This window comes from Pantoea sp. USHLN256, assembly GCF_037149875.1.
Classification (GTDB): Bacteria; Pseudomonadota; Gammaproteobacteria; order Enterobacterales; family Enterobacteriaceae; genus Pantoea; species Pantoea nemavictus.
Genome location: NZ_JBBCQO010000001.1, coordinates 625,428 through 650,046 on the forward strand (window position 1 = coordinate 625,428; position 24,619 = coordinate 650,046).

General features: G+C 59.7%; 21 protein-coding genes. 7 read left to right on the plus strand and 14 right to left on the minus strand.

The features are described from left to right. Window positions 1-31: 31 nt before the first annotated feature. The 7 genes from WFL93_RS02950 to hutI all read right to left on the minus strand — a co-directional run bounded on the left by WFL93_RS02950 (window position 32) and on the right by hutI (window position 7,025). On the minus strand, window positions 32-1,513 hold the full coding sequence (locus WFL93_RS02950) for an HAL/PAL/TAL family ammonia-lyase (protein WP_336777214.1): 1,482 nt from the start codon (window positions 1,511-1,513) through the stop codon (window positions 32-34). Continuing rightward, window positions 1,510-2,304: an ABC transporter ATP-binding protein gene (locus tag WFL93_RS02955; protein WP_049850971.1), complete on the minus strand. Its 795-nt coding sequence runs from the start codon at window positions 2,302-2,304 to the stop codon at window positions 1,510-1,512. The genes WFL93_RS02950 and WFL93_RS02955 overlap by 4 nt, the downstream gene beginning before the upstream one ends. A 1-nt stretch (window position 2,305) precedes the next feature. Then, complete coding sequence (locus tag WFL93_RS02960; protein ID WP_007887768.1) at window positions 2,306-3,034, minus strand: ABC transporter permease; 729 nt, start codon at window positions 3,032-3,034, stop codon at window positions 2,306-2,308. An 11-nt stretch (window positions 3,035-3,045) separates the two neighbouring features. Next, window positions 3,046-3,765 (minus strand): ABC transporter permease, encoded by a 720-nt coding sequence (locus tag WFL93_RS02965; RefSeq protein ID WP_036620519.1) that lies wholly within the window; start codon window positions 3,763-3,765, stop codon window positions 3,046-3,048. A 12-nt stretch (window positions 3,766-3,777) separates the two neighbouring features. Next, window positions 3,778-4,629 carry a transporter substrate-binding domain-containing protein gene (locus tag WFL93_RS02970; protein WP_007887773.1) on the minus strand — a complete coding sequence of 284 codons (852 nt, stop codon included), beginning with the start codon at window positions 4,627-4,629 and terminating at the stop codon, window positions 3,778-3,780. A 390-nt stretch (window positions 4,630-5,019) separates the two neighbouring features. Next, window positions 5,020-5,811: an N-formylglutamate deformylase gene (gene hutG / locus WFL93_RS02975; RefSeq protein WP_336777215.1), complete on the minus strand. Its 792-nt coding sequence runs from the start codon at window positions 5,809-5,811 to the stop codon at window positions 5,020-5,022. Beyond that, a complete protein-coding gene (gene hutI / locus WFL93_RS02980) occupies window positions 5,808-7,025 on the minus strand; it encodes an imidazolonepropionase (RefSeq protein ID WP_336777216.1) in 1,218 nt (405 codons plus the stop codon). The genes hutG and hutI overlap by 4 nt, the downstream gene beginning before the upstream one ends. Window positions 7,026-7,110: 85 nt before the next feature. Here hutI and WFL93_RS02985 point away from each other — a divergent pair, with 85 nt between their 5' ends. Continuing rightward, window positions 7,111-8,466 (plus strand): formimidoylglutamate deiminase, encoded by a 1,356-nt coding sequence (locus WFL93_RS02985; RefSeq protein ID WP_049850968.1) that lies wholly within the window; start codon window positions 7,111-7,113, stop codon window positions 8,464-8,466. Then, the gene (locus tag WFL93_RS02990) at window positions 8,463-9,002 is read left to right on the plus strand and encodes a HutD/Ves family protein (RefSeq protein WP_336777217.1); all 540 of its coding nucleotides are present in this window, start codon (window positions 8,463-8,465) and stop codon (window positions 9,000-9,002) included. Before WFL93_RS02985 ends, WFL93_RS02990 begins: the two co-directional genes overlap by 4 nt. Window positions 9,003-9,176: 174 nt before the next feature. Here WFL93_RS02990 and hutC read toward each other — a convergent pair whose 3' ends face one another. Then, a complete protein-coding gene (gene hutC, locus WFL93_RS02995) occupies window positions 9,177-9,932 on the minus strand; it encodes a histidine utilization repressor (protein WP_007887779.1) in 756 nt (251 codons plus the stop codon). Window positions 9,933-10,251: 319 nt separating this feature from the next. Between hutC and hutH the strand changes: the two genes are divergently transcribed. The 3 genes from hutH (at window position 10,252) to WFL93_RS03010 (ending at window position 14,935) form a co-directional block, all read left to right on the plus strand. Further along, window positions 10,252-11,805, plus strand: a complete 1,554-nt coding sequence (gene hutH / locus WFL93_RS03000; protein WP_007887781.1) for a histidine ammonia-lyase — start codon at window positions 10,252-10,254, stop codon at window positions 11,803-11,805. A gap of 10 nt (window positions 11,806-11,815) precedes the next feature. Next, the gene (gene hutU, locus WFL93_RS03005; RefSeq protein WP_336777401.1) at window positions 11,816-13,501 is read left to right on the plus strand and encodes a urocanate hydratase; all 1,686 of its coding nucleotides are present in this window, start codon (window positions 11,816-11,818) and stop codon (window positions 13,499-13,501) included. Between the two features lie 276 nt (window positions 13,502-13,777). Then, window positions 13,778-14,935 carry a M20 aminoacylase family protein gene (locus tag WFL93_RS03010; protein ID WP_336777218.1) on the plus strand — a complete coding sequence of 386 codons (1,158 nt, stop codon included), beginning with the start codon at window positions 13,778-13,780 and terminating at the stop codon, window positions 14,933-14,935. A 150-nt stretch (window positions 14,936-15,085) separates the two neighbouring features. On the opposite strand, the gene ybiB is transcribed toward WFL93_RS03010, so the two are convergent. Genes ybiB through WFL93_RS03025 form a run of 3 tightly spaced genes read right to left on the minus strand, consistent with a single transcriptional unit; the run spans window position 15,086 to window position 19,202 of the window. After that, window positions 15,086-16,054 (minus strand): DNA-binding protein YbiB, encoded by a 969-nt coding sequence (gene ybiB, locus WFL93_RS03015; protein ID WP_336777219.1) that lies wholly within the window; start codon window positions 16,052-16,054, stop codon window positions 15,086-15,088. Between the two features lie 52 nt (window positions 16,055-16,106). Then, a complete protein-coding gene (gene dinG, locus WFL93_RS03020) occupies window positions 16,107-18,251 on the minus strand; it encodes an ATP-dependent DNA helicase DinG (RefSeq protein ID WP_180823730.1) in 2,145 nt (714 codons plus the stop codon). Between the two features lie 54 nt (window positions 18,252-18,305). Continuing rightward, window positions 18,306-19,202: a LysR family transcriptional regulator gene (locus WFL93_RS03025; protein WP_336777220.1), complete on the minus strand. Its 897-nt coding sequence runs from the start codon at window positions 19,200-19,202 to the stop codon at window positions 18,306-18,308. 124 nt (window positions 19,203-19,326) lie between these two features. Here WFL93_RS03025 and speB point away from each other — a divergent pair, with 124 nt between their 5' ends. Both speB and WFL93_RS03035 read left to right on the plus strand, forming a co-directional pair. Beyond that, window positions 19,327-20,283, plus strand: coding sequence for an agmatinase (gene speB, locus WFL93_RS03030; RefSeq protein ID WP_007887791.1), 957 nt, complete (start codon window positions 19,327-19,329; stop codon window positions 20,281-20,283). After that, a complete protein-coding gene (locus tag WFL93_RS03035) occupies window positions 20,283-21,368 on the plus strand; it encodes an iron-containing alcohol dehydrogenase family protein (protein WP_336777402.1) in 1,086 nt (361 codons plus the stop codon). The genes speB and WFL93_RS03035 overlap by 1 nt, the downstream gene beginning before the upstream one ends. Before the next feature lie 180 nt (window positions 21,369-21,548). On the opposite strand, the gene WFL93_RS03040 is transcribed toward WFL93_RS03035, so the two are convergent. The 3 genes from WFL93_RS03040 to WFL93_RS03050 are packed head-to-tail and all read right to left on the minus strand — an operon-like array spanning window position 21,549 to window position 24,619. Further along, a complete protein-coding gene (locus WFL93_RS03040) occupies window positions 21,549-22,910 on the minus strand; it encodes an MmgE/PrpD family protein (protein WP_336777221.1) in 1,362 nt (453 codons plus the stop codon). Continuing rightward, complete coding sequence (locus WFL93_RS03045; protein ID WP_336777222.1) at window positions 22,894-23,781, minus strand: polysaccharide deacetylase family protein; 888 nt, start codon at window positions 23,779-23,781, stop codon at window positions 22,894-22,896. The genes WFL93_RS03040 and WFL93_RS03045 overlap by 17 nt, the downstream gene beginning before the upstream one ends. Next, window positions 23,774-24,619, minus strand: coding sequence for a polysaccharide deacetylase family protein (locus tag WFL93_RS03050; protein WP_336777223.1), 846 nt, complete (start codon window positions 24,617-24,619; stop codon window positions 23,774-23,776). The genes WFL93_RS03045 and WFL93_RS03050 overlap by 8 nt, the downstream gene beginning before the upstream one ends.

Genomic DNA, 24,619 nt, shown 5'->3' on the forward strand with positions numbered 1-24,619 from the left:
CATTCATGGCGACCGCTTTTAAAACCCCGCGCTACAACCCGCTTTTCAACACTTCAACCGCGCGCGCAATCTCCGGGGCCAGCCAGCGATCTTCCTGCCAGTTGGCCACCACGGTGCGCAGGCGACGTAATGCCTGCGCCGTGCCTTGCGCCAGCTGATCTTCGCCGTGGAAATCCAGCGCCTGCGCCGCCAGCAGATACTCAATTGCCAGAATCTGCCACACATTGCCCAGCAGCTTCAGCAGCTTGAGCGCCGCACCGGTGCCAAGGCTGAGATGATCTTCCTGCAAACCCGAGGTGACATAGTTATCCAGCACCGCCGGTTGCGCCAGCTGGCGATTCTCTGCGCACAGCGACGCCGCCACATACTGCGCAATCATCATGCCGGAGTTAACGCCCGGCTGTGCCACCAGAAACGCCGGTAAGCCGCTCACCAGGGGATTGACCAGGCGATCGAGGCGTCGCTCGGCGATGCTGCCAACTTCCGCCATCGCAATCGCCAGCAGATCCGCCGCCATCGCCACCGATTCACCGTGCGGATTAGCCTGCGACACCACGCGCCAGCTATCCGCCGTGCCGAGCACCAGCGGATTATCGGTACAGGCATTGAGTTCAATGGTGATCTGGCGCGCCGCGTGATCGAACTGATCGCGGCTGGCCCCGTGCACCTGCGGCATCGAACGCAGGCTGAGTGCATCCTGGGTGCGAATGCCAACGCTGGCCGCCAGCAGCGGACTATCGCTCAGCAGTTGACGCAAGCGCTGACCGCTGCGCTGCATGCCCGGGCTGGCTTTCAGCGCGATCACTTCGGCGTCAAAGGCCACCAGCTGTCCACGCAGCGCCTCAAAACTCATCGCACCGGTGACATCCGCCCAATCGAGCAAACGCGCGGCATCATCCAGCGCCAGGCAGGACAAGCCCGTCATACACGGCGTACCGTTCACCAGGCTCAGCCCCTCTTTAGCGCCCGGACGATAGGGCTGCAATCCCGCCAGCGTTAACGCCTGCGCAGCGGGCATCATCTGGTTTTGATACTCAACCTCGCCAACCCCTATCAGCGCCAGGCCGATATGCGCCATATGGCTGAGATAGCCCACCGATCCCTGCGCGGGCACCTGCGGCGTAATCTGCTGATTCAGCAGCGCCAGCAGATGCTGCACCAGCGCCACCGACACGCCGGATTTTCCGTGGCTGTAATTAGCAATGGCCGCACACAGAATGGCGCGCGCCTGTTCCCGCGTCAGCACTTGACCCACGCCGCAGGCATGGCTCAGCAGCGTATTACGCGATAGCTGGCTAAGCTGCTCCTCCGGCAGCGTGATATTACACAGCGCGCCCAAGCCGGTATTGATGCCATAGGCAATCTGGCCGCTGGCCACAATCTCATCGACAATCGCACGACCTTGCGCAATGCGCTGCCAGGCGCTAACGCTCAGGCTTAGCTCCGCATTGTGGCGTGCCACCTGCACCAGTTCCTGCCATGTTAGTGGGCTATCGCCCCACACCACGGTCATGCTGGCTGCTCCACACCATGGTGGCTGGAGATAAATTGCTTAAAGCGCGGCGATCCCTGCTCGCCAAACATCTCTTCCGGCGCACCCTGACAATCAATAGTGCCCTGATGCATAAACACCACGCGATTGGAGACGTTGCGCGCAAAGCCCATTTCGTGCGTCACCACCAGCATGGTGCGCCCCTCCTCTGCCAGGCTGCGCATCACTTTCAGCACTTCGCCCACCAGTTCCGGATCGAGCGCCGAGGTCGGTTCGTCGAACAGCATGACTTCGGGATCCATTGCCAGCGCGCGGGCAATCGCTACGCGCTGCTGTTGGCCGCCCGACAGCTGCGCCGGATAGAAATCTTTGCGATTCAGCAATCCCACGCGATCGAGCAGCTGCTCCGCCTGCGCGATGCAGCTTTTTTTGTCGCGTTTCAATACGTAGTGCGGGCCTTCGATGACGTTTTGCAGCACCGTCATGTGTGACCACAGATTAAAGCTCTGGAACACCATGCCCAGCCGTGAACGCAGGCGCTCAATCTGTTTTGGGTTGGCCGCCAGCTGATGACCGCGCGCGTGGCGCTTCATCTCAATGGTTTCACCGCCTACGCTCACCACGCCGGCATCCGGCGTTTCCAGCAGGTTGATGCAGCGCAGCAAGGTGCTTTTGCCCGAGCCGCTGGCACCGAGAATCGAGATGACATCGCCTTGATGTGCCTGCAGCGAAATGCCTTTCAGAACTTCCATCGCGCCAAAAGATTTATGGATATCGGTGGCGGATAAGGTAACGGGTGATGTGTGATGCATATTACTCTCCGGCAAGCGGTTTAACGGCGGGCAACGGCTTTTTTGCGGCACGATGCTGCGCACTCAGATGGCGCTCTAACAGCCCGTACAGCTGGACGATAATAAAGTTGAGAATCAGGTAGATGGCCGCCGCGCAGATAAAGACTTCCATGGTGCGATAGGTGCGTTGAATGATCTGCTGCGCCACACCGGTCACGTCCCAAACGGTCACCAGACTGGCTAACGCGGTGGATTTCACCAGCAGGATCGCTTCGGTGGAGTACGCCGGCAGCGCATAGCGCAACATGATCGGCGCAATAATGCGGCGCAGCAGCAGCCAGCGCGACATGCCGCAGGCTAGCCCGGCTTCCACTTGTCCGGCGGGCACGGCCAGCAATGCGCCGCGCAGAATCTCGGCGGTATAGGCCGCGGTGCACAGCGACAGCGCCAGCACCGCACAGATGAACGGCTCGCGCAGGAACGGCCAGACGAAGCTGTGGCGGATCACGCCAAACTGGCCAAGGCCGTAATAGATGAGAAATAGCTGGATCATCAGCGGCGAACCGCGAAACACCAGAATATAGCCGCGCGCAAAGCCGCTTAGCACGCGCCAGCGGCTCATACGCAGTGACAAAATACCGATCGCCAGAATGCCGCCGCAGAGAAAGGCGCTGATAAACAGGCCCAGCGTCACCGGTAGTGCGGCGCTCAGCTTGAGAAAGGTGTCAGAGAGAAAGGCGAAATCGATCATGCTGCTGCTCCTTAATGCTGTGCCGCAGTGCGACTTTGCCACGCACGACCGAGGCGCGACTCTGCCCGGCGAAACGCATGATTAGACAGCAGCGTCAGCACCAGATAACAGGCAGCGCCGACCAGATAGAAGGTGAAGTAATCGCGCGTAGATCCGGCGGCGACCTGGCTGGCGCGCATCAGCTCGACGATGCCGGTGACCGACACCAGCGCCGAGTCTTTCAGGCTCATCTGCCACACATTCGACATGCCCGGCAGCGCATAGCGCACCACCTGCGGCAACAGAATGCGTTGCGCGATACGCCAACGCGGCATGCCTATCGCCACTGCCGCTTCGACTTCGCCTTTGGCCAGCGCCAGACGCGCCGCGCGATACACTTCACCCTGATACGAACCCGAGATGAGCCCGATAGCCAGTGCACCAATCAGGAACGGCGGCGCTTCGATAAAACCATCGGCGCCAAACATCTGCCCGACTAGCGTAATCAGGCCGGATCCACCAAAATAGAACAGGTAGATCACCAGCAGTTCCGGGATGCCGCGGAACACCACCGAATAGCCTTCACCTAACCAGCGCAGCCAGCGCTGAGGTGATAACTTGGCCGCCGCGACACCGGAACCGACCACCGCACCAATCATCAGCGCCACCAGCGACAGCAGCAGCGTGGTACAGGCGGCGCTCAGGATCAGGCGGCCCCAGCCATCAGCACCAAAACTCAGCAGGCTCATCATCTTTCACCTCACTTACGGGGTTACGTCAGTTTTAAACCACTTCTCACTGAGCTTTTTCACCGTGCCATCGGCCAGCGCGGCATGAATCGCCTCATCCAGCTTGGCTTTCAAATCGTTATCCGCCATGCGCACGCCCATCGCTTCGCCCTCGCCCCAGATCGGGCCGCCGAGCTGCGGGCCGCTGAAGACCAGGTTGTTGTTCTCTTTACGCGCCAGCATCGATTGCGCAAAGGTCACATCATCGAATACCGCATCGATACGACCCGATTGCAGATCAAGCATCGCATCCGCCGACGAGGTGTATTCGCGTACGTCGGCATCACCTTTGAAGTACTTATCGATAAACGGCGTGTAGACGGTGCCAGAGGCAATGCCGATGGTTTTGCCCTTCAGCGCCGCTTTCAGCGGGGCAATCGCTGCGTTGATCTCTTTTTCATCGTCATGCAGCTTGATGATGTTGTGATCGGCCGGCAGCAGCGGGCTGTCTTTGGTGGTGATAAAGGTGGCGGGCGTTGAAGCATAAGGCGCGGTGAAGTTGACCACTTTCTTACGATCTGGCGTGATGACAATTGCATCCATGATCACGTCATATTTACCGGCATTCAGGCCAGCGATCATGCCGTCCCAGTTCTGCACCACCAGCTTGCACTGAATGCCCATGCGCTTGCACAGATCTTCCATCAGTTCAGGTTCAAAGCCGCCTAACTTGCCGCCCGGCAGCGTCAGGTTCCAGGGTTCATAGCTGCCTTCAGTAGCGATAGTGATCGATTTCCACTCTTTCGCTTGTACAGCAACACCGCTGATCATCAGGCTGGCAAACAGGGTCGTGAGGCAAAAACGGCGAATCGGGGCGCGGTACGTCATGCGGCTTCTCCTGGTTATTTATCGAGTTTCTCGGTCTCTGCGGGTGATATTTTTGCAGATGACCTTTCATGTATATACAAGTTAGCGTGCGGCAGATCATTGTCGGCATAAGCTTTTTGTGAGCCAGCCAGTATAAAAAATCATAATCGCTGCGTGGTGTTTACTTGTACATACAACCTAGCAAGCGCTATGCCAAAATGGCAAAGCCGCAGAATCAGGGGGATTGTCACGCAGCGCGATCAATGCTGCACCGTATGGGGGCAGGATGTGCATGGTGGTGGTGCAGAGTAATGAATCGTAGCGGCGCAATTTATTGCGCCATTTCTGGAGGGGCATAATGCCGCCATTAATACGCGCGATAAATCGCGCCGCTACGGTTTGTGCGGAGGGTTAAACGGGTTTACCCGCTTCAATAAACGCCTGCAGCAGCGGTTTCAGCACCTTCTGTAGCTGCCCAGCGCGGTCCTGTTGCCAGGCAAACGGCGGCGTCTCATCCATATAATTAAGCTGCGCCAGCTCCAGCTGCACCGCCTGCACGCCCTGCTCCGGCTGGCCGTAGGCGCGCGTAATATAGCCACCTTTGAAGCGTCCGTTGGCGATCCAGCTGTAATCGTTTTGTGCCGTACAAACCTGTTTAATCGCTTCAATCACCGGCGTTGAACAGCTGGCGCCATCATTGGTGCCGATGTTGAGATCCGGCAAACGCCCGTCAAACAGGCGCGGAATGACGGAGGCGATCGAGTGTGCATCAAACAGCAGCGCGTAACCGTGCTGCGCCTTCAGGCGCGCCAGCTCCTGCTGCAGCTGCTGGTGATACGGCTGCCAGATGGTGTCCAAATAGCCCTGACGCACCTCAGCACTCGGCGTTTTACCTGCGACAAAGGTTGGGCTGCCGTCGAATAACGTTTCCGGATATAAACCGGTGGTCGCCGTGGTGTAGAGCGGTTGATTGTCCGCCGGACGATTGAGGTCAATCACAAAGCGCGAATAGTGGCCAATCAGCACGCTGGCACCCAAATCGCGGACAAAATCGTACAGTAGCGGCAGATGCCAATCGGTGTCCGGCAGGCCGCACGCCGCGTCGCTCAATCCGGCCTCAACGTCTGGCGTTAATTGGGTGCCCGCATGCGGAATGCTAACCAGCAACGGAATCTTGCCGGCGGTGAAATGAAAAGGGGTCATTGCGCTTCTCCACGATAGATAACCTGGCACGGCAATTCGCCGCCCAGCCAGTAAACCAACTCTGCCGGACGCGCCAGCGGCCAGTGAACAAAATTCGCCACCTTGCCCGCTTCCAGCGAACCGTGCGATTGCGCTAAGCCCAGCGCTTTAGCGCCCCACAGCGTCACGCCAGCCAGCGCCTCTTCCGGCGTCAGACCAAACAGCGTGCAGCCCATATTCAACATCAGGCGCAGCGATAGCGCCGGTGAGGTGCCCGGATTGGCATCGCTGGCCAGCGCCATCGGCACGCCGTGTTGCCGGAAAAGTGCGACCGGCGGATGCTGGGTTTCGCGCAGCAGATAAAACGCGCCCGGCAATAGCACCGCCACGGTGCCGTGCTGTGCCATCGCTTTGGCATCCTCTTCAGTCGCATATTCCAGATGATCGGCGGAGAGCGCACCGTAACGCGCCGCCAGCGCCGCGCCGCCTAGCGCGGAAAGCTGCTCGGCATGCAGTTTCACCGGCAAATCTAAGGCTTTAGCGGCATCGAATACCGCGCTGACCTGCTGCGGTGAAAAGGCTAAATGTTCGCAGAATGCATCCACCGCATCCGCCAAACCGTCTGCTTTTACCTGCGGTAACAGGCGTTGGCAGATGATATCGATCCAGCCTTGCGGGTTGTCTTTAAACTCCGGCGGAAAACCGTGCGCGGCTAAACAGGTGGCCTGTACATCGGCGGGCACCGTTTCCGCCAGCTCGCGGATGGCACGCAGCATCGTGAGCTCGCTGGCTTCATCGAGGCCGTAACCGGATTTGATCTCTACCGTGGTCACGCCTTCCGCCAGCAGACGATCCAGCCGCCACCGCGCGCTTGCCACCAGCTCTTGCTGAGTTGCAGCTCGCGTGGCGCGAACCGTGGAGAGAATGCCGCCGCCCTGCGCCGCAATCTCCGTATAGCTGACGCCATTCAAACGCTGCTCAAACTCCTGGCTGCGATCGCCGCCAAACACCAGATGCGTGTGGCAATCCACTAAACCAGGCGTAATGATGCCGCCGGAAAATTCGTGCTGTTTACGCGGTGCGAAAGCCGGACAATCGCTGCGCGGCCCCACCCAAATCAGTTTTCCCTGATCGACCGCTAGCGCGCCGTCGGCAATCAGATTGTAGTGTCCGTCACGCATCGTAACGATGTCGGCCCCCAGCCACAGGCTGTCGATCTGCTTTGCTTCTGCCATCCCACTCCCCTTCACGTTCGGCGATTTACACTGCGCATCAAAGTATGTATATGTATATACAACTTTCCGCCATGCAGGATCAACCATGACAACGTATTTTGCCCCACGCGCATTGCTGGCCGACGGCTGGCATGAGCACGTGCTGATCACCACCAACGCAGCCGGCCAAATCACCGAACTCACGCCTGATAGCGAACCCGGCACGGCCACGCGCCTTGCTGGATCGGTTATCCCGGCGATTGCCAATCTGCATTCGCACGCCTTTCAGCGCGCGATGGCTGGGTTGGCCGAAGTGGCGGGCGATCCGCAGGACAGCTTCTGGACATGGCGCGATCTGATGTACCGCATGGTGCAGCGGCTATCGCCGCAGCAGGTTGGCGATATCGCCACGCATCTCTACATCGACATGCTAAAAGGCGGTTACAGCCAGGTGGCAGAATTCCACTACCTACACCACGATCCGCACGGGCAGCCGTATGCCGATGATGCAATGCTGCTGCATTTAATGGCAGCGGCAGACACGGCAGGCATCGGCCAAACTTTGCTGCCGGTGCTGTATAGCTACAGCGGCTTTGGTGCGCAGCCGGCCAGCGACGGTCAGCGCCGTTTCATCCAGCAAACTGAAGCCTACCTGCAACAGCAGCAGCGCGTGGCGAGCTGGAGCGCGGATAAACCGCTGCTTAATCATGGCATCTGTTTCCATTCGCTGCGCGCGGTGAGTGAAGCGCAAATGCATGAGGTGTTAACCGCCTGCCCGCAGGATGTGCCGGTGCACATTCACGTTGCCGAGCAGGAAAAAGAGGTGAATGACAGCCTAACGTGGAGCGGCGAACGTCCGGTGGCCTGGCTGCTCAACCGCTTTAATGTCGATCAGCGCTGGTGTTTGATTCACGCTACCCATCTGGATGACGATGAGATTCAGCGCATGGCGGCAAGCGGCGCGGTGGCCGGTTTATGTCCGACCACTGAAGCCAACCTCGGCGACGGCATTTTCCCGGCGGTTGAGTACATTGCACGCGGCGGCCGCTGGGGCATTGGTTCCGACAGCCATGTTTCGCTCAGCGCGCTGGAGGAGCTGCGCTGGCTGGAGTACGGCCAGCGACTACGCGATCGCCGTCGCAACCGCATCACATTGCCGAATCAACCGTCGGTGGGCGATCTGCTGTGGCAGCAAGCCGCGCAGGGTGGCGCGCAGGCGTGCGGTTTAGCAGCGGGCGAATTGGCGATGGGCAAACGTGCCGATTGGTTGGTGCTGGCAGAAGATGCATTTCTCGGCAGCGTGAGCAGCGCTTCGCTGCTGAATCGCTGGCTATTTGGCGGGCAGCGCGAGCAGATTCGCGACGTATTTGTGGCCGGTAAACAGGTGATTCATCATGGCCATCATCCGGCCGAAGAAGTAGCAGCGGCGCGCTTTGCCGAGGCGATGAGGGCGCTGCAATGAGAACGCGTTTTGCCTATGAGCAACTGCCGGTGAGCCGCTGGCGTAACGGCGGCGGCGAGACGCGCGAAATCATCAGCTATCCGCCAGGCGCAGCGCAGTTTGCCTGGCGTGCCAGCATCGCGACCATCTCCGCCGACGGGCCGTTTTCGCCCTTTCCCGGCATCGACCGCGTGATTACCCTGCTATACGGCGACAGCGTTGTGCTGGAGAGTGAGCACGCGCAACAGCGCTTAACGCCGCTGCAGCCGTGGGCATTTCCGGGTGAATGGGCAATTGAGGCCAAAATTAGCGGCAGCTGTCAGGACTTTAATATCATGACGCGGCGCGATAGCTGGCATTCAGAGGTGGCGATCGCAAAACAAACGGTTAGCAGTGAACACGGCGTGGCGTGGGTGGTGGCGGGTTCGTGGCAAATGCCAGGCGGAGAAACGCTGGCCATGAATCAGGGGATCTGGTGGCTGGATGAGCCTACGCAGCTGGCACCGCAAACGCCGGATGCCGAACTGCTGTTTGTGGCGCTTAGCCGGGTAGAGTGAGAGCCGCGTTCCCCTCATCCCAACCTTCTCCCGCCAGCGGGAGAAGGAGCCGATCGAGCGATGAACGAGTAGATTCAGCGATGAACACCTCGATTCAGCTCAATTATCCCAAACCGCACCGGCTAGTCCCCTCTCCCGCCCGCGGGAGAGGGCTCGGGTGAGGGGAAGCAACGCTTAACCATGCCCTCGAAAACGCCCCAGCAACTTATAACGCGAGCCCGGATAGAGCAGACGCGCGTAAGTCACAATCTTATTGTCGCTCCACGTCTGACGACGAATCAGCAGGCATGGCTCGTGCTCATCCAGCGCCAGATGCTTACGCTGGCGCAGATCCGGCAGCACCGCTTCAACAATATGCTCACCGGCGGTCAACGGCGCCACGCGCATTAAATAGGTGTACGGCGTCAGCTGATGATAATCCTGACTGAGATAATCCGGTGCCACCAGCGGATTGACCAGACGATCTTCCAGCTGCACCGGCAAGTCGTTTTCGTAATGCACAATCAGCGAGTGAAACAGCGTCTGGCCGGTGGATAAGCCCAACACCGCTGCCTGCTCGGGGTCGGCCTTCATCTGGCCAATCGATAAAATTTTGCAGCTGTGCTGATGACCACGCTGAGCGATCTCATCGGCAATATTGTGCACTTCCAGCATTGCCGTGTAGCCCTTCATCTCCGCGACAAAGGTGCCAACGCCCTGCATGCGCACCAGAAAACCCTCGCTGGTCAGCTCACGCAACGCACGGTTGATGGTCATGCGGCTCACGCCCAGCTCGTTCACCAACTCACTTTCAGATGGCACCCGCTGGTTGGCTTTCCAGTGACCTTCGCGGATCTGGCTGACGATCGCCTGCTTCACCCGCTGGTAAATTGGCGCGGGCTCATCGCCCATCGCCGCAGCCAGCTGTGCTACTGCTGTTTGCTCGGCCATTTCCTGTTCCTTTTATGAATAATGCCCAAAGTTTACTGTCTCAGCCCGTAAATGTATATACATCTAATTGTGCAGACAGTTCACCATTGGTGCAGCTTTCGCCCTGTTTCGGTGCACCTTTTGCGCCGTTGCGTCTGCTACAGCGCACTGCGCGGTATTTCACAGAACCAGAACAATCTGGCATAGCGCTTGCTACTTGTATAGACAAGATTAGACACTTATGCTTCACTCATCGCAATCCACGGTAAATCGGACAGCCACATCGCAAAATACTGGCGTCCGACATATGCCAGATCACTTGTATAGACAGGAGTAGACTATGTCAGGTTCGGTTCAGGAAATTCGCCTCGTTCCCGGTGAAGTGGACCTCGCGACCTTGCGCACCATCTATCAAAGCAAGGTTACGCTCACGTTGGCGGATGACGCGCGTGCGGCGATCGATCGTGCCCATGAAACCGTTGATGCCATTGTCGCATCCGGCAACGTGGTGTACGGCATCAATACCGGTTTCGGCAAGCTGGCGCAGACGCAGATCCCCTCGGCGCGATTGGCCGAACTGCAACGCAATCTGGTGCTGTCGCACAGCGTGGGGTTGGGCGATCTGCTGCCCGACAATGTCGCGCGTTTGGTGGTGGCCACCAAAATTATTAGCCTGGCACGCGGTCATTCCGGCGTGCGCATCGAACTGATCGAAGCCCTGCTGGCGCTGTTCAACGCCGGTGTGATGCCGTGTATTCCGGAGAAAGGATCGGTCGGCGCATCCGGCGATCTGGCACCGCTGGCGCACATGTCGCTGATGCTGCTCGGCGAAGGCCAGGTGCGCGTGGATGGCGAACTGATCCCCGCCACCGAAGGGTTGGCGCGCGTTGGCTTACCGCCAATCGTGCTGGGGCCAAAAGAGGGCCTGGCGCTGTTGAATGGCACCCAGGTCTCAACTGCGCTGGCGCTGCGCGGCCTGTTCGAAGCGGAAAATCTGTTCGCCGCTGGCTTGATGGCCGGTGCGTTATCGCTGGAAGCGATCAAAGGTTCAGTAAAACCTTATGATGCGCGTATTCACGAGGCGCGCGGTCAGGTGGGACAGATCAACGTCGCCGCCGCCGTCTCCTCTTTATTAGCCGGTAGCGAAATTCTCAGCTCGCACACCCACTGTGGCCGCGTGCAGGATCCCTACTCGATTCGCTGCGTACCACAGGTGATGGGCGCCTGCCTTGATAACCTGACGCACGCCGCGCGCGTGTTGCAGATTGAAGCTAACGCGGCTTCCGATAACCCGCTGGTGTTCAGCGACAGCGGCGATGTCATCTCCGGCGGCAACTTCCACGCCGAGCCGGTCGCCTTTGCCGCCGATATTCTGGCGCTGGCGATTGCCGAAATCGGTGCCATTTCCGAGCGTCGTCTGGCGCTGCTGCTGGATACCGGTCTTTCTGGCCTGCCACCGTTCCTCGTCAACGACGGCGGTGTTAACTCCGGCTTTATGATTGCGCAGGTGACGGCAGCGGCGCTGGCTTCCGAGAATAAATCGCTCGCGCACCCGGGCAGCGTTGACAGCCTACCGACCTCGGCCAACCAGGAAGATCACGTCTCAATGGCCACTTACGCCGCCCGCCGCCTCGGCAGCATGTGCTTTAACACCGCCGCCGTGGTAGGCATTGAAGCGATGGCCGCCGCGCAAGGTATCGATTTCCACCGCCCGCTGCAGAGCTCGCCAACGCTAGAGCAAGAGATGCGCCGCATCCGCGCGAACGTGGCCTTCCTCGATCACGACCGTTTACTGGCGCCGGATATTGAATCCATGCGCCTGTGGGCCAGCGATTCAGCCTGGCCAGAATCCCTTACCGCGCTGCTGCCAAGTAAGCGTAAGACTGTTAATTAAGGAATCGATGATGAGCGAAACTTTGACTCAGGCTGTAGCCCGTGAAATCCGTGCGCCGCGCGGTAATGAATTGCACTGCGCCAACTGGTTGATTGAAGCGGCCTACCGCATGATCCAGAACAACCTCGATCCTGACGTGGCGGAGCGCCCAGAAGATCTGGTGGTGTACGGCGGCATCGGTAAAGCCGCACGCAACTGGGAGTGCTTCGAGCAGATCCTGCGTTCGCTGCGTGCGTTACAGCCGGATGAGACGCTGCTGATCCAGTCTGGCAAACCGGTGGGCGTGTTCCGTACCCATGCCGATGCGCCGCGCGTGCTGCTGGCCAACTCCAACCTGGTACCGCATTGGGCGACGTGGGATCACTTCCACGAGCTGGATAAAAAAGGCCTGATGATGTACGGCCAGATGACGGCCGGATCGTGGATCTACATCGGTGCGCAGGGCATCGTGCAGGGAACGTTTGAGACCTTCGCCGAAGCCGGTCGCCAGCATTACGACAGCGATCTGAGCGGTCGCTGGATCCTCACCGCCGGTTTGGGCGGCATGGGCGGCGCACAACCGCTGGCGGGCGTATTGGCCGGTGCCAGCGTGTTAGCCATTGAGTGCCAGGAGTCGCGTATCGATTTCCGTATCCGCACCCGTTATGTCGACCATAAAGCCTACACGCTCGACGACGCGCTGGAACTGATCGATCAGGCGAATAAAGAGAAGCGCGCTATTTCTGTTGGCCTGCTGGGCAACGCCGCTGAAATTGTGCCAGAGCTGGTAAAACGTGCCAAAGCGGGCGGCATGAAGCCGGATATCGTCACCGATCAGACCTCGGCGCACGATCCGATCAACGGCTATCTGCCGGTGGGTTGGGATGTGGCGCGCTGGGAAGCTGAGCGCGTCAGCAATCCGAAGGCGGTGGAGAAAGCCGCGCGTGCCTCCATGGCGGTACATGTGCAGGCGATGCTCGATTTCCATCATATGGGCGTGCCGACCGTGGATTACGGTAACAATATCCGTCAGGTGGCGCTGGATGAAGGCGTGAAGAATGCCTTCGATTTCCCCGGCTTTGTGCCCGCCTATATTCGTCCGCTGTTCTGTGAAGGCAAAGGCCCGTTCCGCTGGGTAGCGCTGTCGGGCGATGCCGAAGATATCTACAAGACCGATGCCAAACTGAAAGAGCTGTTCCCGGATCACCACAATCTGCATCGCTGGCTGGATATGGCGCAGGAGCGTATTGCCTTCCAGGGCTTACCGGCGCGTATCTGCTGGCTGGGCCTCGGCGAGCGTCACAAAGCGGCGCTGGCGTTCAACGAAATGGTGCGTAACGGCGAGCTGAAAGCGCCCATCGTGATTGGTCGCGATCACCTGGATTGCGGTTCCGTGGCTTCACCGAACCGTGAAACCGAAGCGATGAAAGATGGTTCAGATGCGGTTTCAGACTGGCCGCTGCTGAATGCCTTGCTGAACACTGCGGGCGGCGCGACCTGGGTGAGCCTGCATCATGGCGGCGGCGTCGGCATGGGCTTCTCTCAGCACTCCGGCGTGGTGATTGTCTGTGACGGCAGCAAAGAAGCGGATGCGCGTTTGGGCCGCGTGCTGTGGAACGATCCGGCCACTGGCGTAATGCGTCACGCGGATGCAGGTTACGAATTAGCGCAAAGCTGCGCGCAGGAGCACGGTCTCAACCTGCCGATGCAGAAATAACGTCCAACCCGCGCACGCCGATCAATCCCCTCTCCCGCCTGCGGGAGAGGGTTAAGGTGAGGGACAGCGCGCACCTTTCAACATTGTGCAGCATTCCCCTCATCCCAGCCTTCTCCCGCAAGCGGGAGAAGGAGCTTACCAGCCCGTTCGCTATATTCCATTCCGCTATACCCTATAGCCAAATTCTTACGCTCCACGATAGACGCCGCCATGCGCTTGCCACTACAGTAAATACATTATTTTGCAGCCACTGCTGCTGATGGAGAGCCTTACCTTATGAGCCTGCCTGCTGTCCTGCTGGAAAACGCCCTGCACTGGCGTCGTCAGTTACATCAACATCCTGAGCTGGGTTACCAGGAGCAGCAAACCAGCGAGCTGGTCGCTAACGTTCTGGCTGATGCCGGATTACAGGTGTTTCGTGGCCTGGCGGGCACTGGCGTCATTGGCACATTAGAAAACGGTCCCGGCCCGATTATTGGCCTGCGTGCCGATATGGACGCGTTGCCGATTACCGAAAAAGGCACTCCGCAGTGGAAGTCACAGAAAACCGGCGTCATGCACGCCTGCGGTCACGATGGCCACACCGCCATTCTGCTGGCCGCAGCCTGTCAGCTCGCCGCCACGCGTAACTTCAGCGGCACACTCCACTTTATCTTCCAGCCCGCTGAGGAGAACCTCGGTGGCGCACGCAAGATGGTGGAAGAGGGTCTGTTCCAGCGCTTCCCGATGGATGCGGTTTACGCCATGCACAACTGGCCGGGGATGCCGGTAGGAACGCTGGCGGTGAATCCAGACGCGATGATGGCGTCACTCGATTCGTTTGAAATTACCCTGCACGGTAAAAGCTGTCATGCGGCGATGCCGGAAAGCGGTGCCGATCCGATGGTTGTGGCGGCGGAACTGATTCTGGCGCTGCAAACCATTCCATCACGTCGCCTGTCGCCGCTGGCCTCCGCCGTGGTGAGCGTGACGCAGATTCACGGCGGCGAAGCGATTAACGTCATTCCTGAGCAGATCGTGTTACGCGGCACGGTGCGATGTTTGCAGACCGACGTACGCAATCGCGTGCGCGGTCTGATTGAGGATTTTGTCACTACCTTGCCGCGCCCGTTTGGCGTTAGCGGCGAGATTCACTGGTATCCCGGTTATCCGGTCACCGCCAACCATGCCGAGCAGGCAGAACAGGTGCGCGCGGTCGGTGTCAATCTGCTCGGTGAAGCGCAGGTCAACTGGCAGGTTAACCCTTCCATGGCATCCGAAGATTTTGCCTGCATGCTGGAAGCCTGTCCCGGCGCCTATTTCTGGTTAGGTGCCGATGGCGCGACACCTTCCGCACCGCTGCATAACGCCAACTACGACTTTAACGATGAGCTGCTGCCAATCGGCATTACCTTCTGGCAGCAGTTAGTGGAGAGCGTGCTGGCGAAAGCCTGATCGCGGTCGCCATTTGCTCGTACCGTAGCGGCGCAATTTATTGCGCATTATCTGGATGGGCACATTACCGCCATTGAAAAGCGCGATTAATCGCGCCGCTACAGATTGTGCATGCTACAAGTAAGGCGCTAAATTCAATCGCTTTATTCTTTAAATCTCTGCCAATTGCAAACGCGCTTCCGCATCCGCCAGGTTGGCCGATTCACCGGTCGCCACCAAACAGCATGCCAGCTGCAGTCGCAGCGCCTGCGGCACCGCGCGTTCACCGGCTAACACCTGCTTGATCCACGCGGCGGTATCCGCTGCGCTTTTGCTTTCCGGCAGTTCCACGCTCACTTCCGGCTGGCGCTTAACCCACACTTCCGCTTCGCTACCCGCGCCGCGCATGTAATTAATAGCCGGACAGCGCTGCGGATTGGCGTACACCTCACCTTCCGTGCCATTCAACAGAATCGCCGGAGCATCGATATCCTGGAAGAATTTGCCCACGCGCGGCACATATTCCGGATGCGACACGCTGGCCAGGCGCAGTGCCGCACGCTCAGCAAACGGCGTGGCCAGCTTCGCCAGCGTATGCGCGCTGTTGCGCACGCCCATGCGCCAGCGCAGCGACAGCTGTTTCGCCATCGGCGCACAGAGGTGGTCGATGGTGATAAACGCCAGCTCGCCGTTATCCAGCTTCGCCTGCGCCTGTTCGGCCGAGGTTACCGGCGCGATGTCCAGCGCCGCCAGCACCGCTTCGGAGGTGATGCGCGTCGGATCATCGCTGACGCCGTGCAGCAGCACCGGGAAGCCGAGTTTCACCAGCAGCAGCGCCAGCAGCGGCGTCAGGTTGCCCTGGCGTCGTGCGCCGTTGTAGCTGGGGATAACAATCGGCATCGGGCGGTTAGCAGGTGCCTGCAGCTGCATCATCTGCTGCTGCATGGCGTGATAAAAACCACGCATCTCCTCTTCGCCTTCGCCTTTGATACGCAACGCAATCAGGATGCCACCCAGCTCCAGCTCCGGCACTTCACCCGCCAGCATCGCGCGGTACAACGCCTGCGCGGTGTCGAAATCGATATCGCGCGCGTGATTTTTACCGCGCCCAATCTCTTTAATGATTTTGTTCAGTTCCATCAGGCATTCCCGCTTCCAGGGCGCGCCGCCATGCGGCTGCCAACATTGATAATTAGGTTTTCTTACTGCGGCGTTTTTTTGCTTTTTCACCGCTGGCTTCCGGCATCGGCGGTTGCTCAATCGGGAACACCGGTAATGCGGCCAGCAGTCGGCTGCCGTAGGCTTTGTTGAGCAGGCGGCGATCGTAAATCACGATTTCGCCAAAGCAGCTGTGGCTGCGAATCAAACGTCCTACCTGCTGAATCAGAGTAAAGGAGGCGCTCGGCAAGCTCTGCACCTCGAAAGGATAACGTTTCAGGCTCTTCAGCCATTCGCCCTCGGTCAAAATTACCGGACTGTCCACCGGCGGAAAAGCGATTTTATGGATATGCACCTGCGACAGCAGATCGCCCTTCAAATCCAGCCCTTCGGCGAACGATTGCAGCCCGACTAAAATACTGGTTTTGCCGGCTTCGACGCGTTCCCGATGCAACGCCACCAGCCGCGAACGCGGTTGATCGCCCTGCACCAGCATCGACAGGCGCAGATCGGTAACGTGGCTGACAAACTGCTGCATCGCGCGCCCGCTGGCGAACAGCACCAGCACGCCTTTGTGCTGCTCTTCGGCAATCTGCTGGCGGAAAAAGCGCGCCATCTCAGCGATGTGTTCCGCTTCCTGCGCCATCAGCGGCTCAAACTGCATCTGCGGGATAACCAGTTTGCCCTGTTCGATATGGTTAAACGGCGAATCCAGCGCCACAAAACGATCGCCCGCTTTTTCGCTCAGGCCAGACATCTCCTGCAATCGGTTAAAGCTGTTCAGCGATCGCAGCGTCGCGGAAGTCACCACCACATGCGGAATTTTGCGCCACAGGATTTTTTCCAGCTGATCGCTAACGCGAATGCCCGCGCAGTGGAACAGCAGATGCGCCTGCCCTTCACGAATCTCACGCGTAATCCATTTCGATACCGGTGCATTCGAGGCTTTCTCCATCGCCGCCAGCCGCCACAGTTTGCTGATCGATTCGAACCAGCCGAAATGGCGATTGAGCTGAATGATGGCTTTATGCAGCCGCATAATGTCGGCTTTACCGGTTTGATCGCCGAGCTCGTTGAGCAATCCTTCACTCAAGCCGCGCAGCGCATCGCTGAGCTTAAACAGCCGCGCGCAGAGGCTGATCAACTCTTCTGGCAGTTCGCCCAGCACAAAGCGGAATTCGCCCGGTTGATTGTTGCCCGGCAGCAGCGGATTGAGGGCGTCGCAGAGAATTTGCAGCAGCTCGCGCATTTCATCGCAGTGGCCTTTGAGGCGTTCCGGATTGGTGAGCGGCGGCGGCGATTTTGGCCGAAACTGCGCCATGATGGTTTCTACCAGCCGCACGAACAGATCGAGCTGCAAACTGCTCCAGCCCGGCGTGATTTCCGCACTCATCTCCAGCGCATCGCGTGCCACTTCTGGCAAATGATGACCTTCATCCAGCACCAGCATCAGGTTTTTTGCCGGCGGCAGCACCGATTCATTCTCCATCGCCGCCATCACCAACGCATGGTTCGCCACCACCACATCCGCCTGCTCAATTTCGCGGCGCGCAACAAAGAATGGGCATTCGCGATACCAGCGACAGTGATGGCCAAGGCAGTTGGCTTTGTCGGTTGAGAGGCGCTTCCACAGGCTATCGTCGATGGTGACATCGGTGTGATCGCGCAAACCATCCCAGCGGTAGCTGCTGAGTTGTTTCTCCAGTTTGGCGCAGAATTTCTGCTCCTCTTTGGAACCGCTCACCGCCTCTTCATCGAGATAGAGCAATAAATCGCCCTGCTGATCCTCGGTAGCCGCCAGCGCCGCAAGGTTACGCGGGCAGACATAGCGTCCTCGGCCAAAGGCCGCAGTAAAGGTGAGATCGGGGATAATTTTCTTCAGCAGCGGCAGATCCTTCGTGAAGATCTGATCCTGCAACGCCACATTGGCGGTGCTGATCACCAGCCGTTTTTCCTCGGCGCGGCTCACCGCAATGCCGGGAATCAGATAAGAGAGGGTTTTTCCTACGCCGGTTGGCGCTTCAATCGCCAGATGGCGCCCTTCGTCACCGGCCAGACTTTTCGCCACTTCGGCAATCATCTGGCGCTGCGGCGCGCGCGGGATAAAGTCAGGAACCTGCTGCTGCAGCGCCTTATACCATTGCGCAATCTGGCTTTTTATCGCTGCTGTCAGGGCCATATTCATTACTGTTTGCTGAATTGGCCTGTATTTTTACACAGTATTGGCGCAGCGTCAGCTTTCGCTGCTATTTTTTCGCGCTGGATTCAGAATTTCACGCATCGCGCGGATCAGCGTTTCACGCGCGCGCCCGCGGCGAAAAGCAAAGGAGAAGGGTGCGCGGAAGTGGAAATGGTGCGGCAGCAGGCGGCACAGCGTGCCCTGCTGTTCTCCGCTGCGCGCATAGTGTTCGGGCAGATAACCGATAAAACGGCCGGAGAGAATCAGCGTCAGCTGCGCTTCGATACTCTCCACCGACGCGTTGCTCTGGCGGAAACCGCGCTTGTTCAGCTCCTGTTGATTCCAGTAACGTCGCGTCACCATGCCGGTTTGCTGCACGGTACGCACATCTGGATGGCCCTCAGCCAGCGGATGTTCCGGGCTGCAATAGAGCCAATGCTGCTCCTCATACAGCGGGATGGTCACCAGATTGCTGGCACGCAGCGGAAAGTGGCCAATCGCCAAATCGAGCCGATCCTCCAGCAATTGCTGCTGCAGCTCATTCGGATCGCGCACGCTCAGGTTAAAAAACACTGCCGGAAAGCGCTGGTTGAAGCGGGCAATGGCGGCGGGCAGATCCAGCGTGCTGTCGGTGACGGTGGCATCCACCACGCCCAGCGAGAACGTCCCGCCCTGCGCGCTTTTCAGCGTTTCCACCTGCTCCTGCCAGCCCGCCAGCGTCGCCAGCATCTCCTGGCTGTAGCGATAAAACTGCTCGCCTTTGCTGGTGAGCGTAAAGCCGCCGCGCCCGCGCTGGCACAGGATAAAACCGAGCTGGCTTTCCAGCTCGCTCATGTAGGCGCTGATGGCGGGCGTGGTCATGTTAAGCGCCTGCTGCGCGCGAGAATAGCCCTGATTTTCCACCACGCTGGCAAACACCTGCAGCAGTTTAAGGTTGGGAAGCGTCTGCACCGATTTTCCTTCAGTGATTGCTGACTAAAGTTAAGTAATCTCTGAAGTGATTATCTGCTGTCAAGGATTTTTCCCGTCAGCCAACCGGGTAATGATGGGCTTCACTTAGCCGCAGGAGCCCATGATGACCGATTTCCCTCAGCCGCAAGGCGGTAATGAAATGCCTCGTTTCGCCGGACGCGGCACCATGATGCGTCTGCCCGCCGCGGAATCCCCGGCCGATTTAGATGTGGCTTTTGTTGGCATCCCGCTGGATATCGGCACCTCGCAGCGCAGCGGCACACGCTACGGGCCGCGCGCCATTCGCGCCGATTCGGTGATGATTCGCCCTTACAACATGGCCACCGGCGCGGCACCGTTTGATTCGCTGCGCGTTGGCGATCTCGGTGATGTGCCGATCAACACCTACAGCCTGCTGAAATCGGTCGATATCATTGAAAGCTATTATACCGAGCTGAATAACTGGCCGATTATCCCCTTAACGCTCGGTGGCGATCACACGCTGACGCTGCCAATTTTGCGCGCGCTGGCGAAGAAGCATGGGCCGATGGGCCTGATTCATATTGATGCGCATACCGATACCAACGATGAGATGTTTGGCGAGAAGATCGCGCACGGCACCACCTTCCGCCGCGCGGTGGAAGAAGGCCTGCTTGACTGTCAGCGCGTGGTGCAGATTGGCCAACGTGCGCAGGGTTACGCCGCCGATGATTTTCAGTGGGGTGTCGATCAGGGCTTCCATCTGGTACCCGCCGAGCAGTGCTGGTATCGCTCGATGACGCCGCTGATGGCCGAGGTGCGCGCGCGTATCGGCGACGGCCCGGTGTATCTCTCTTACGACATCGACAGCTTCGATCCCGCCTGGGCGCCCGGTACCGGTACGCCGGAAGTGGGCGGTTTGACCTCGATGCAGGGGCTGGAGATCGTGCGCGGCTGCCGTGGGCTGAACCTGGTGGGCGGCGATCTGGTGGAAGTGTCGCCGCCGTATGACATCAGCGGCATGACCTCACAGCTGGCGGCCAATATCCTTTATGAGATGCTGTGCGTGTTGCCCGGCGTCCGTTACACAGAGAACAAGTGATGACACAACAGGATCTGGTGTTCCCGGCACGCGTGCTACGCGGTGCTGGGGTGATCAATCAACTGGGCGCGATCTGTGCCGGGTTGGGCCAGCGTGCGCTGCTCATTGGTGGCCATCAGGCGTTGCAGGCCGTGGAAAGTCAGGCGCGTGCGCAGCTGCTGGCCGCTAACGTCACGCTGCTGGCGCAAGAGTGGTTTGGCGGCGAAACGTCGATCACGCACATCAATCGTCTGGCAGCCATTGCCAGCGAGTTGCACGCCGAGGTGCTGATTGGCGTTGGCGGCGGTAAATCGCTGGATACGGTGAAAGCGGTCGGCGCGCAGCTCGGCTTGCCGGTGGTGACGCTGCCGACCATCGCCGCCACCTGTTCGGCGGTGACGCCGCTGAGTATTCGCTATGACGACAACGGCAATTTCTTCGATATCTTCCCGCTACCGCAGGCTCCAGCGGCGGTGATTATTGATAGTGAGCTGCTGGCCAACGCGCCCGCGCGCTGGCTGGCGGCTGGCTTGGGCGATACGCTGGCCAAGTGGTACGAGTTCCGCGCGGTCAGCGCCCGTCATCCCGCGCGCGAAGGCAATGCGCGTTCTTCGCTGGCGCATAGCCGGATCTGTTATGACGTGATTGCCGAACACGGCCCGGCAGCCTATGCCGCGGTGCTGCGCGGTGAGAGCAGCGCGTCGCTCGATCAGGTGCTCGATGCGATTTTTACCTGGGCCGGATTGACCTCGCTGATGAGCAACGGCGCGCATGCTGCCGCTTCACATGCGATTTATGAAGGCTTTACCTTCTGTGATAAAACCCGCGAATTTGGCCACGGCTTGCTGGTCGGCTTCGGCAACCTGTGCTTGCTGGCGCTGGAGAACCGCACGGATGAGGAAGTGCTGGATGAGATGCGCCTGGCGCGCGACTGCGGCGTACCGCTGACGCTGCGCGAAATTGCCGATTTAGAGGCGAGTGAGCTGGCGCTGATTGTGCGTGAATCGGTGCACGCGCCGGATATGGCGAATATGGCCGAAGCGGTGACAGAAGCAAGGTTGCTGGCGGCGATTGAGCGGGTTGAGGGGTTGGCGGGCAGGGTTTAGTTTATGGTTTGAATGTGCTCGCTGTGGTTTGAATGTGCTCGCTGTCCCCCTCCTCGGTCCTCCCCCATAAATGGGGGAGGAAGATGCTGCCATATGTTCGTTCTGAAGCTGCATGTGGCAGCGTCTCCTTCCCCCATTTATGGGGGAAGGCCGGGATGGGGGACAACGAGCACAATAAAATCACCTAACCGCCAACAGCCCCACCACTTCGCGCACGTCGGCCACTTCCTCTAACTCCAGACAGATCGCTTCTAGCCGTTCGACCTGCTCCAGCGGCAGCACGCGCAATGCCAGACTGCGGTACTTCGCCAGCAGCGCCTCAAGACTTAACGGATTAGTCGGCGCGCCCGACGGCACCGGCACGTGCTGCTGCCACTGCGCGCCCTGCACGGTTTCCAGCCGCACCCACGGCTCATCGTCGCGGCTCTGCTGCTCATCGATCACCAGCACAATGCGCGCCAGCAGCGCTTCCACCGCTGGATGCAGACGTTTAGCGTCCTCATAGCTCGCCAGCTCGGCTGAGCCATACAGCGCGCGCGCCGCCAGCGCATAGGGCAAACTCATCTGCGCCGCCGCCAGACTGCGCAGCTCGCGTCCACCACACATCTCCAGCAGGAACGGATTAACGCCCACCACAATGCGCGCAATCTGCTCTACCCGCACATCATGCTGCTGCAGTAAACTACTCAGCGCATCAATCGCCGCGTGGGTGCCACGGCAGGATGCGTACGGCTTGATTGAGCAGCGCTCCAGCTTCCACACCTCGCCCAGATCCGCCGTCAGCGCCTGCGGCTGCTGCGTCTGTGGCGCTAAGGTTTGCAGGAAACCGCCCCAACGCTCTTCGAATACTGCAGCAGGCCCGTTGATACCGCGCTGTGCCAGCAGCGCGGCCTGCACGCCGCCTTCTGCGGCGCGTGCGGCATGCAGTTTTTTGGTGTGCGAGCCGTCGTGGATAAAGCCCCATAAACCGCCGCTGAAGCTGGCGGCAATCCCCAGCGCCGACGCGCACTGCGCGCGATCCAGTTGCAGGAGCGAACAGACCGCCGCTGCCGCACCAAACACGCCGCAGCTGGCGGTGGAGTGCCAGCCCGCACCGTTGTGGGCGGAGTAACCACCACAGGCTTCTAATACCCGACGACCGATGTCATAGCCAATCACCATCGCGACGATCAGCGCCTGACCGTCCACCGGCTGCGTCGCCAGCGGCAGTGCCGCCAGCAGCGCCGGGATCACCACCGCACCGGAGTGATCGCAGCCGCCGGTATCATCCAGTTCATACATGTGCGCCGCCACGCCATTCAGCCATGCCGCCTGACGCGCATTAACCTGCTGCGCGCTGCCCCATACCTGCGCCTGTGCGTGCCCGCCCTCTGCATTAACCAGCGCCAGACACTGGCGCCAGATCGGGCTATCGCAGCCCGCCAGCGAGGCGCCGAGCGTATCCAGCAGATGACGTTTCGCCTGCTCCACCAGCGGCTGCGGCAGTTGTGCGAAGTGGCTCTCGGCGATAAAAGCCGCCAGTTGATCAACCGTGCTCGCCATGCGCACCTCCGATGATGCGGCTAAACACCTCAGCCGGATGCGAGAAATCATTCTCCGGCTGCGTCTGCCAGTGCGCCGCCACCTGCTCAGCAGTGGCGATCCACACGTTGTGCTGTTGCAGCGTGTCGAGCAGTGAACGCAGCAGGCCAATGCGTCCGGCGGTGCCGATAATTTCCGGATGCAGCCGCAGCAAATAGCACAGACCAAAGCGGTGGAAACCGTGGAAATCCAGCGTCATGTTCGCCAGCGTTTCGCCATAGGGCGCGATGCGCGATTGGCCTGGCGGGATCGCCGGGCTGAGATTAAAAGCAAAGTACGGCTCATCTTCTAGCGTGTAGTGCATCGGCAGCTCAACTAAGCGCGTGCCGGGATGGAAGTACGGCAAATCGTCGCCGCGCCAGCTTGATGACCAGCGAATACCGCACTCAACCAGCGCCTGCGCCAGCCCCGGTTTCCACTGTCCGGCGGGTGTGCGGAAGCCGACGATATTGCGACCGGCGACCTGCGCCAGTTTGTCGCAGCCGCGCGTCACGCTGGCGATCTGCTGCTCCAGCGTCAAAGCCGAAAAATCTTCGTGCACATCGCCGCTACAGGCGATTTCATGGCCATCCGCCACCATGCGCTGCACTAATTCCGGCTGCTCTTCGGCGACAATCGCAGGCATGCACCAGGTTGCTTTGAGCTGCTTTTCCGCCAGCAGCGCCAGCACGCGATCGACGCCGCGCAGCGTGCCGTAGCGCCACACCGACAGCGTTTTATCGCGCCCCGCCACCGCGGGAGCCTGGGTGAGAATGCCGTGAATATCGTTGAAATCGATAGTGAGGATCGCCGCCGACTGGAAGCCCAGCGGCCAGCGTGAAGGTTCAGTCATGCTGTTGCTCCTGCAAATACCACTGCGCCACCGCGTCGCAGCGCGCAAACCACACGTCATCGCGCGCCGACATATGTTCAAACAGCTGTTCAAGCAGCAAAAGCCGTCCCGGCTGCCCGGAGATTTTCGGGTGGAACAGCGTGGTGAGGCACAAGCCTTCATCCATCGCGCCATCGAACTCGCGCTGCCAGTTATCACGCGTGTGCGCATAGCTGGCGATACGGTCACCGCCTTTCGGGAAATCGGGCTGGCGCGTGTAGGCCAGCGAGGCGTAATCGTCCATCTCCCACTTGCCGGGAATCTCTACCAGTGGCGTATGGCCCGCCACTGGAATGCTGTAGGGGCGATCGTCACCGCGCATGCTGCTGGAGTAAATCACGCCCGCGTCGCGCAGAATCTGCGGCGTTTCGGCATGCCAGTCGCCCGACGGCGTACGAAAACCGCAGGCGGTGATGCCAAGATAGTGCTTAAAGATCTCAGCGGATTTCGCCATCACCGCGCGCTGTTCATCCGGCGAAATCGACCAGAACGATTCGTGGCGATAGCCGTGATAGGCCACTTCGTGGCCCTGTTCAATAATCGCCTGACACTGCTGCGGCCACTGCTCCACCACCCACGCCGGAACGAAAAAGGTGGCGGGAATCTGGAAGGCGCGCAGCAGGTCGAGCAGACGCCCGAGCGCGCGGTACGGCCCGTAAGCCCCAAAGGTAAAATACTCTGGCGTTGACCACAGGCTGCCATTCAGCATGGCATCGCCGGTAGGACCGTCGAGGTCAAACGCCAGCGCCATGCAGCCGCGTTTACCCTGCGGCCAGCGCACTGCGCCCGGTTGTTGCAT

Bases quoted from the DNA above. Each gene is read 5' to 3' on its own strand.
- WFL93_RS03010 (WP_336777218.1), top strand. From the start codon at position 13,778: ATGAGCCTGCCTGCTGTCCTGCTGGAAAACGCCCTGCACTGGCGTCGT.
- WFL93_RS02950 (WP_336777214.1), bottom strand. From the start codon at position 1,513: ATGACCGTGGTGTGGGGCGATAGCCCACTAACATGGCAGGAACTGGTG.
- hutU (WP_336777401.1), top strand. From the start codon at position 11,816: ATGAGCGAAACTTTGACTCAGGCTGTAGCCCGTGAAATCCGTGCGCCG.
- ybiB (WP_336777219.1), bottom strand. From the start codon at position 16,054: ATGGAACTGAACAAAATCATTAAAGAGATTGGGCGCGGTAAAAATCAC.
- hutC (WP_007887779.1), bottom strand. From the start codon at position 9,932: ATGGCCGAGCAAACAGCAGTAGCACAGCTGGCTGCGGCGATGGGCGAT.
- hutG (WP_336777215.1), bottom strand. From the start codon at position 5,811: ATGACCCCTTTTCATTTCACCGCCGGCAAGATTCCGTTGCTGGTTAGC.
- WFL93_RS03050 (WP_336777223.1), bottom strand. From the start codon at position 24,619: ATGCAACAACCGGGCGCAGTGCGCTGGCCGCAGGGTAAACGCGGCTGC.
- WFL93_RS02960 (WP_007887768.1), bottom strand. From the start codon at position 3,034: ATGATCGATTTCGCCTTTCTCTCTGACACCTTTCTCAAGCTGAGCGCC.
- WFL93_RS02985 (WP_049850968.1), top strand. From the start codon at position 7,111: ATGACAACGTATTTTGCCCCACGCGCATTGCTGGCCGACGGCTGGCAT.
- dinG (WP_180823730.1), bottom strand. From the start codon at position 18,251: ATGGCCCTGACAGCAGCGATAAAAAGCCAGATTGCGCAATGGTATAAG.
- WFL93_RS02970 (WP_007887773.1), bottom strand. From the start codon at position 4,629: ATGACGTACCGCGCCCCGATTCGCCGTTTTTGCCTCACGACCCTGTTT.
- WFL93_RS03045 (WP_336777222.1), bottom strand. From the start codon at position 23,781: ATGACTGAACCTTCACGCTGGCCGCTGGGCTTCCAGTCGGCGGCGATC.
- hutI (WP_336777216.1), bottom strand. From the start codon at position 7,025: ATGGCAGAAGCAAAGCAGATCGACAGCCTGTGGCTGGGGGCCGACATC.
- WFL93_RS02965 (WP_036620519.1), bottom strand. From the start codon at position 3,765: ATGATGAGCCTGCTGAGTTTTGGTGCTGATGGCTGGGGCCGCCTGATC.
- hutH (WP_007887781.1), top strand. From the start codon at position 10,252: ATGTCAGGTTCGGTTCAGGAAATTCGCCTCGTTCCCGGTGAAGTGGAC.
- speB (WP_007887791.1), top strand. From the start codon at position 19,327: ATGACCGATTTCCCTCAGCCGCAAGGCGGTAATGAAATGCCTCGTTTC.
- WFL93_RS02990 (WP_336777217.1), top strand. From the start codon at position 8,463: ATGAGAACGCGTTTTGCCTATGAGCAACTGCCGGTGAGCCGCTGGCGT.
- WFL93_RS03035 (WP_336777402.1), top strand. From the start codon at position 20,283: ATGACACAACAGGATCTGGTGTTCCCGGCACGCGTGCTACGCGGTGCT.
- WFL93_RS02955 (WP_049850971.1), bottom strand. From the start codon at position 2,304: ATGCATCACACATCACCCGTTACCTTATCCGCCACCGATATCCATAAA.
- WFL93_RS03040 (WP_336777221.1), bottom strand. From the start codon at position 22,910: ATGGCGAGCACGGTTGATCAACTGGCGGCTTTTATCGCCGAGAGCCAC.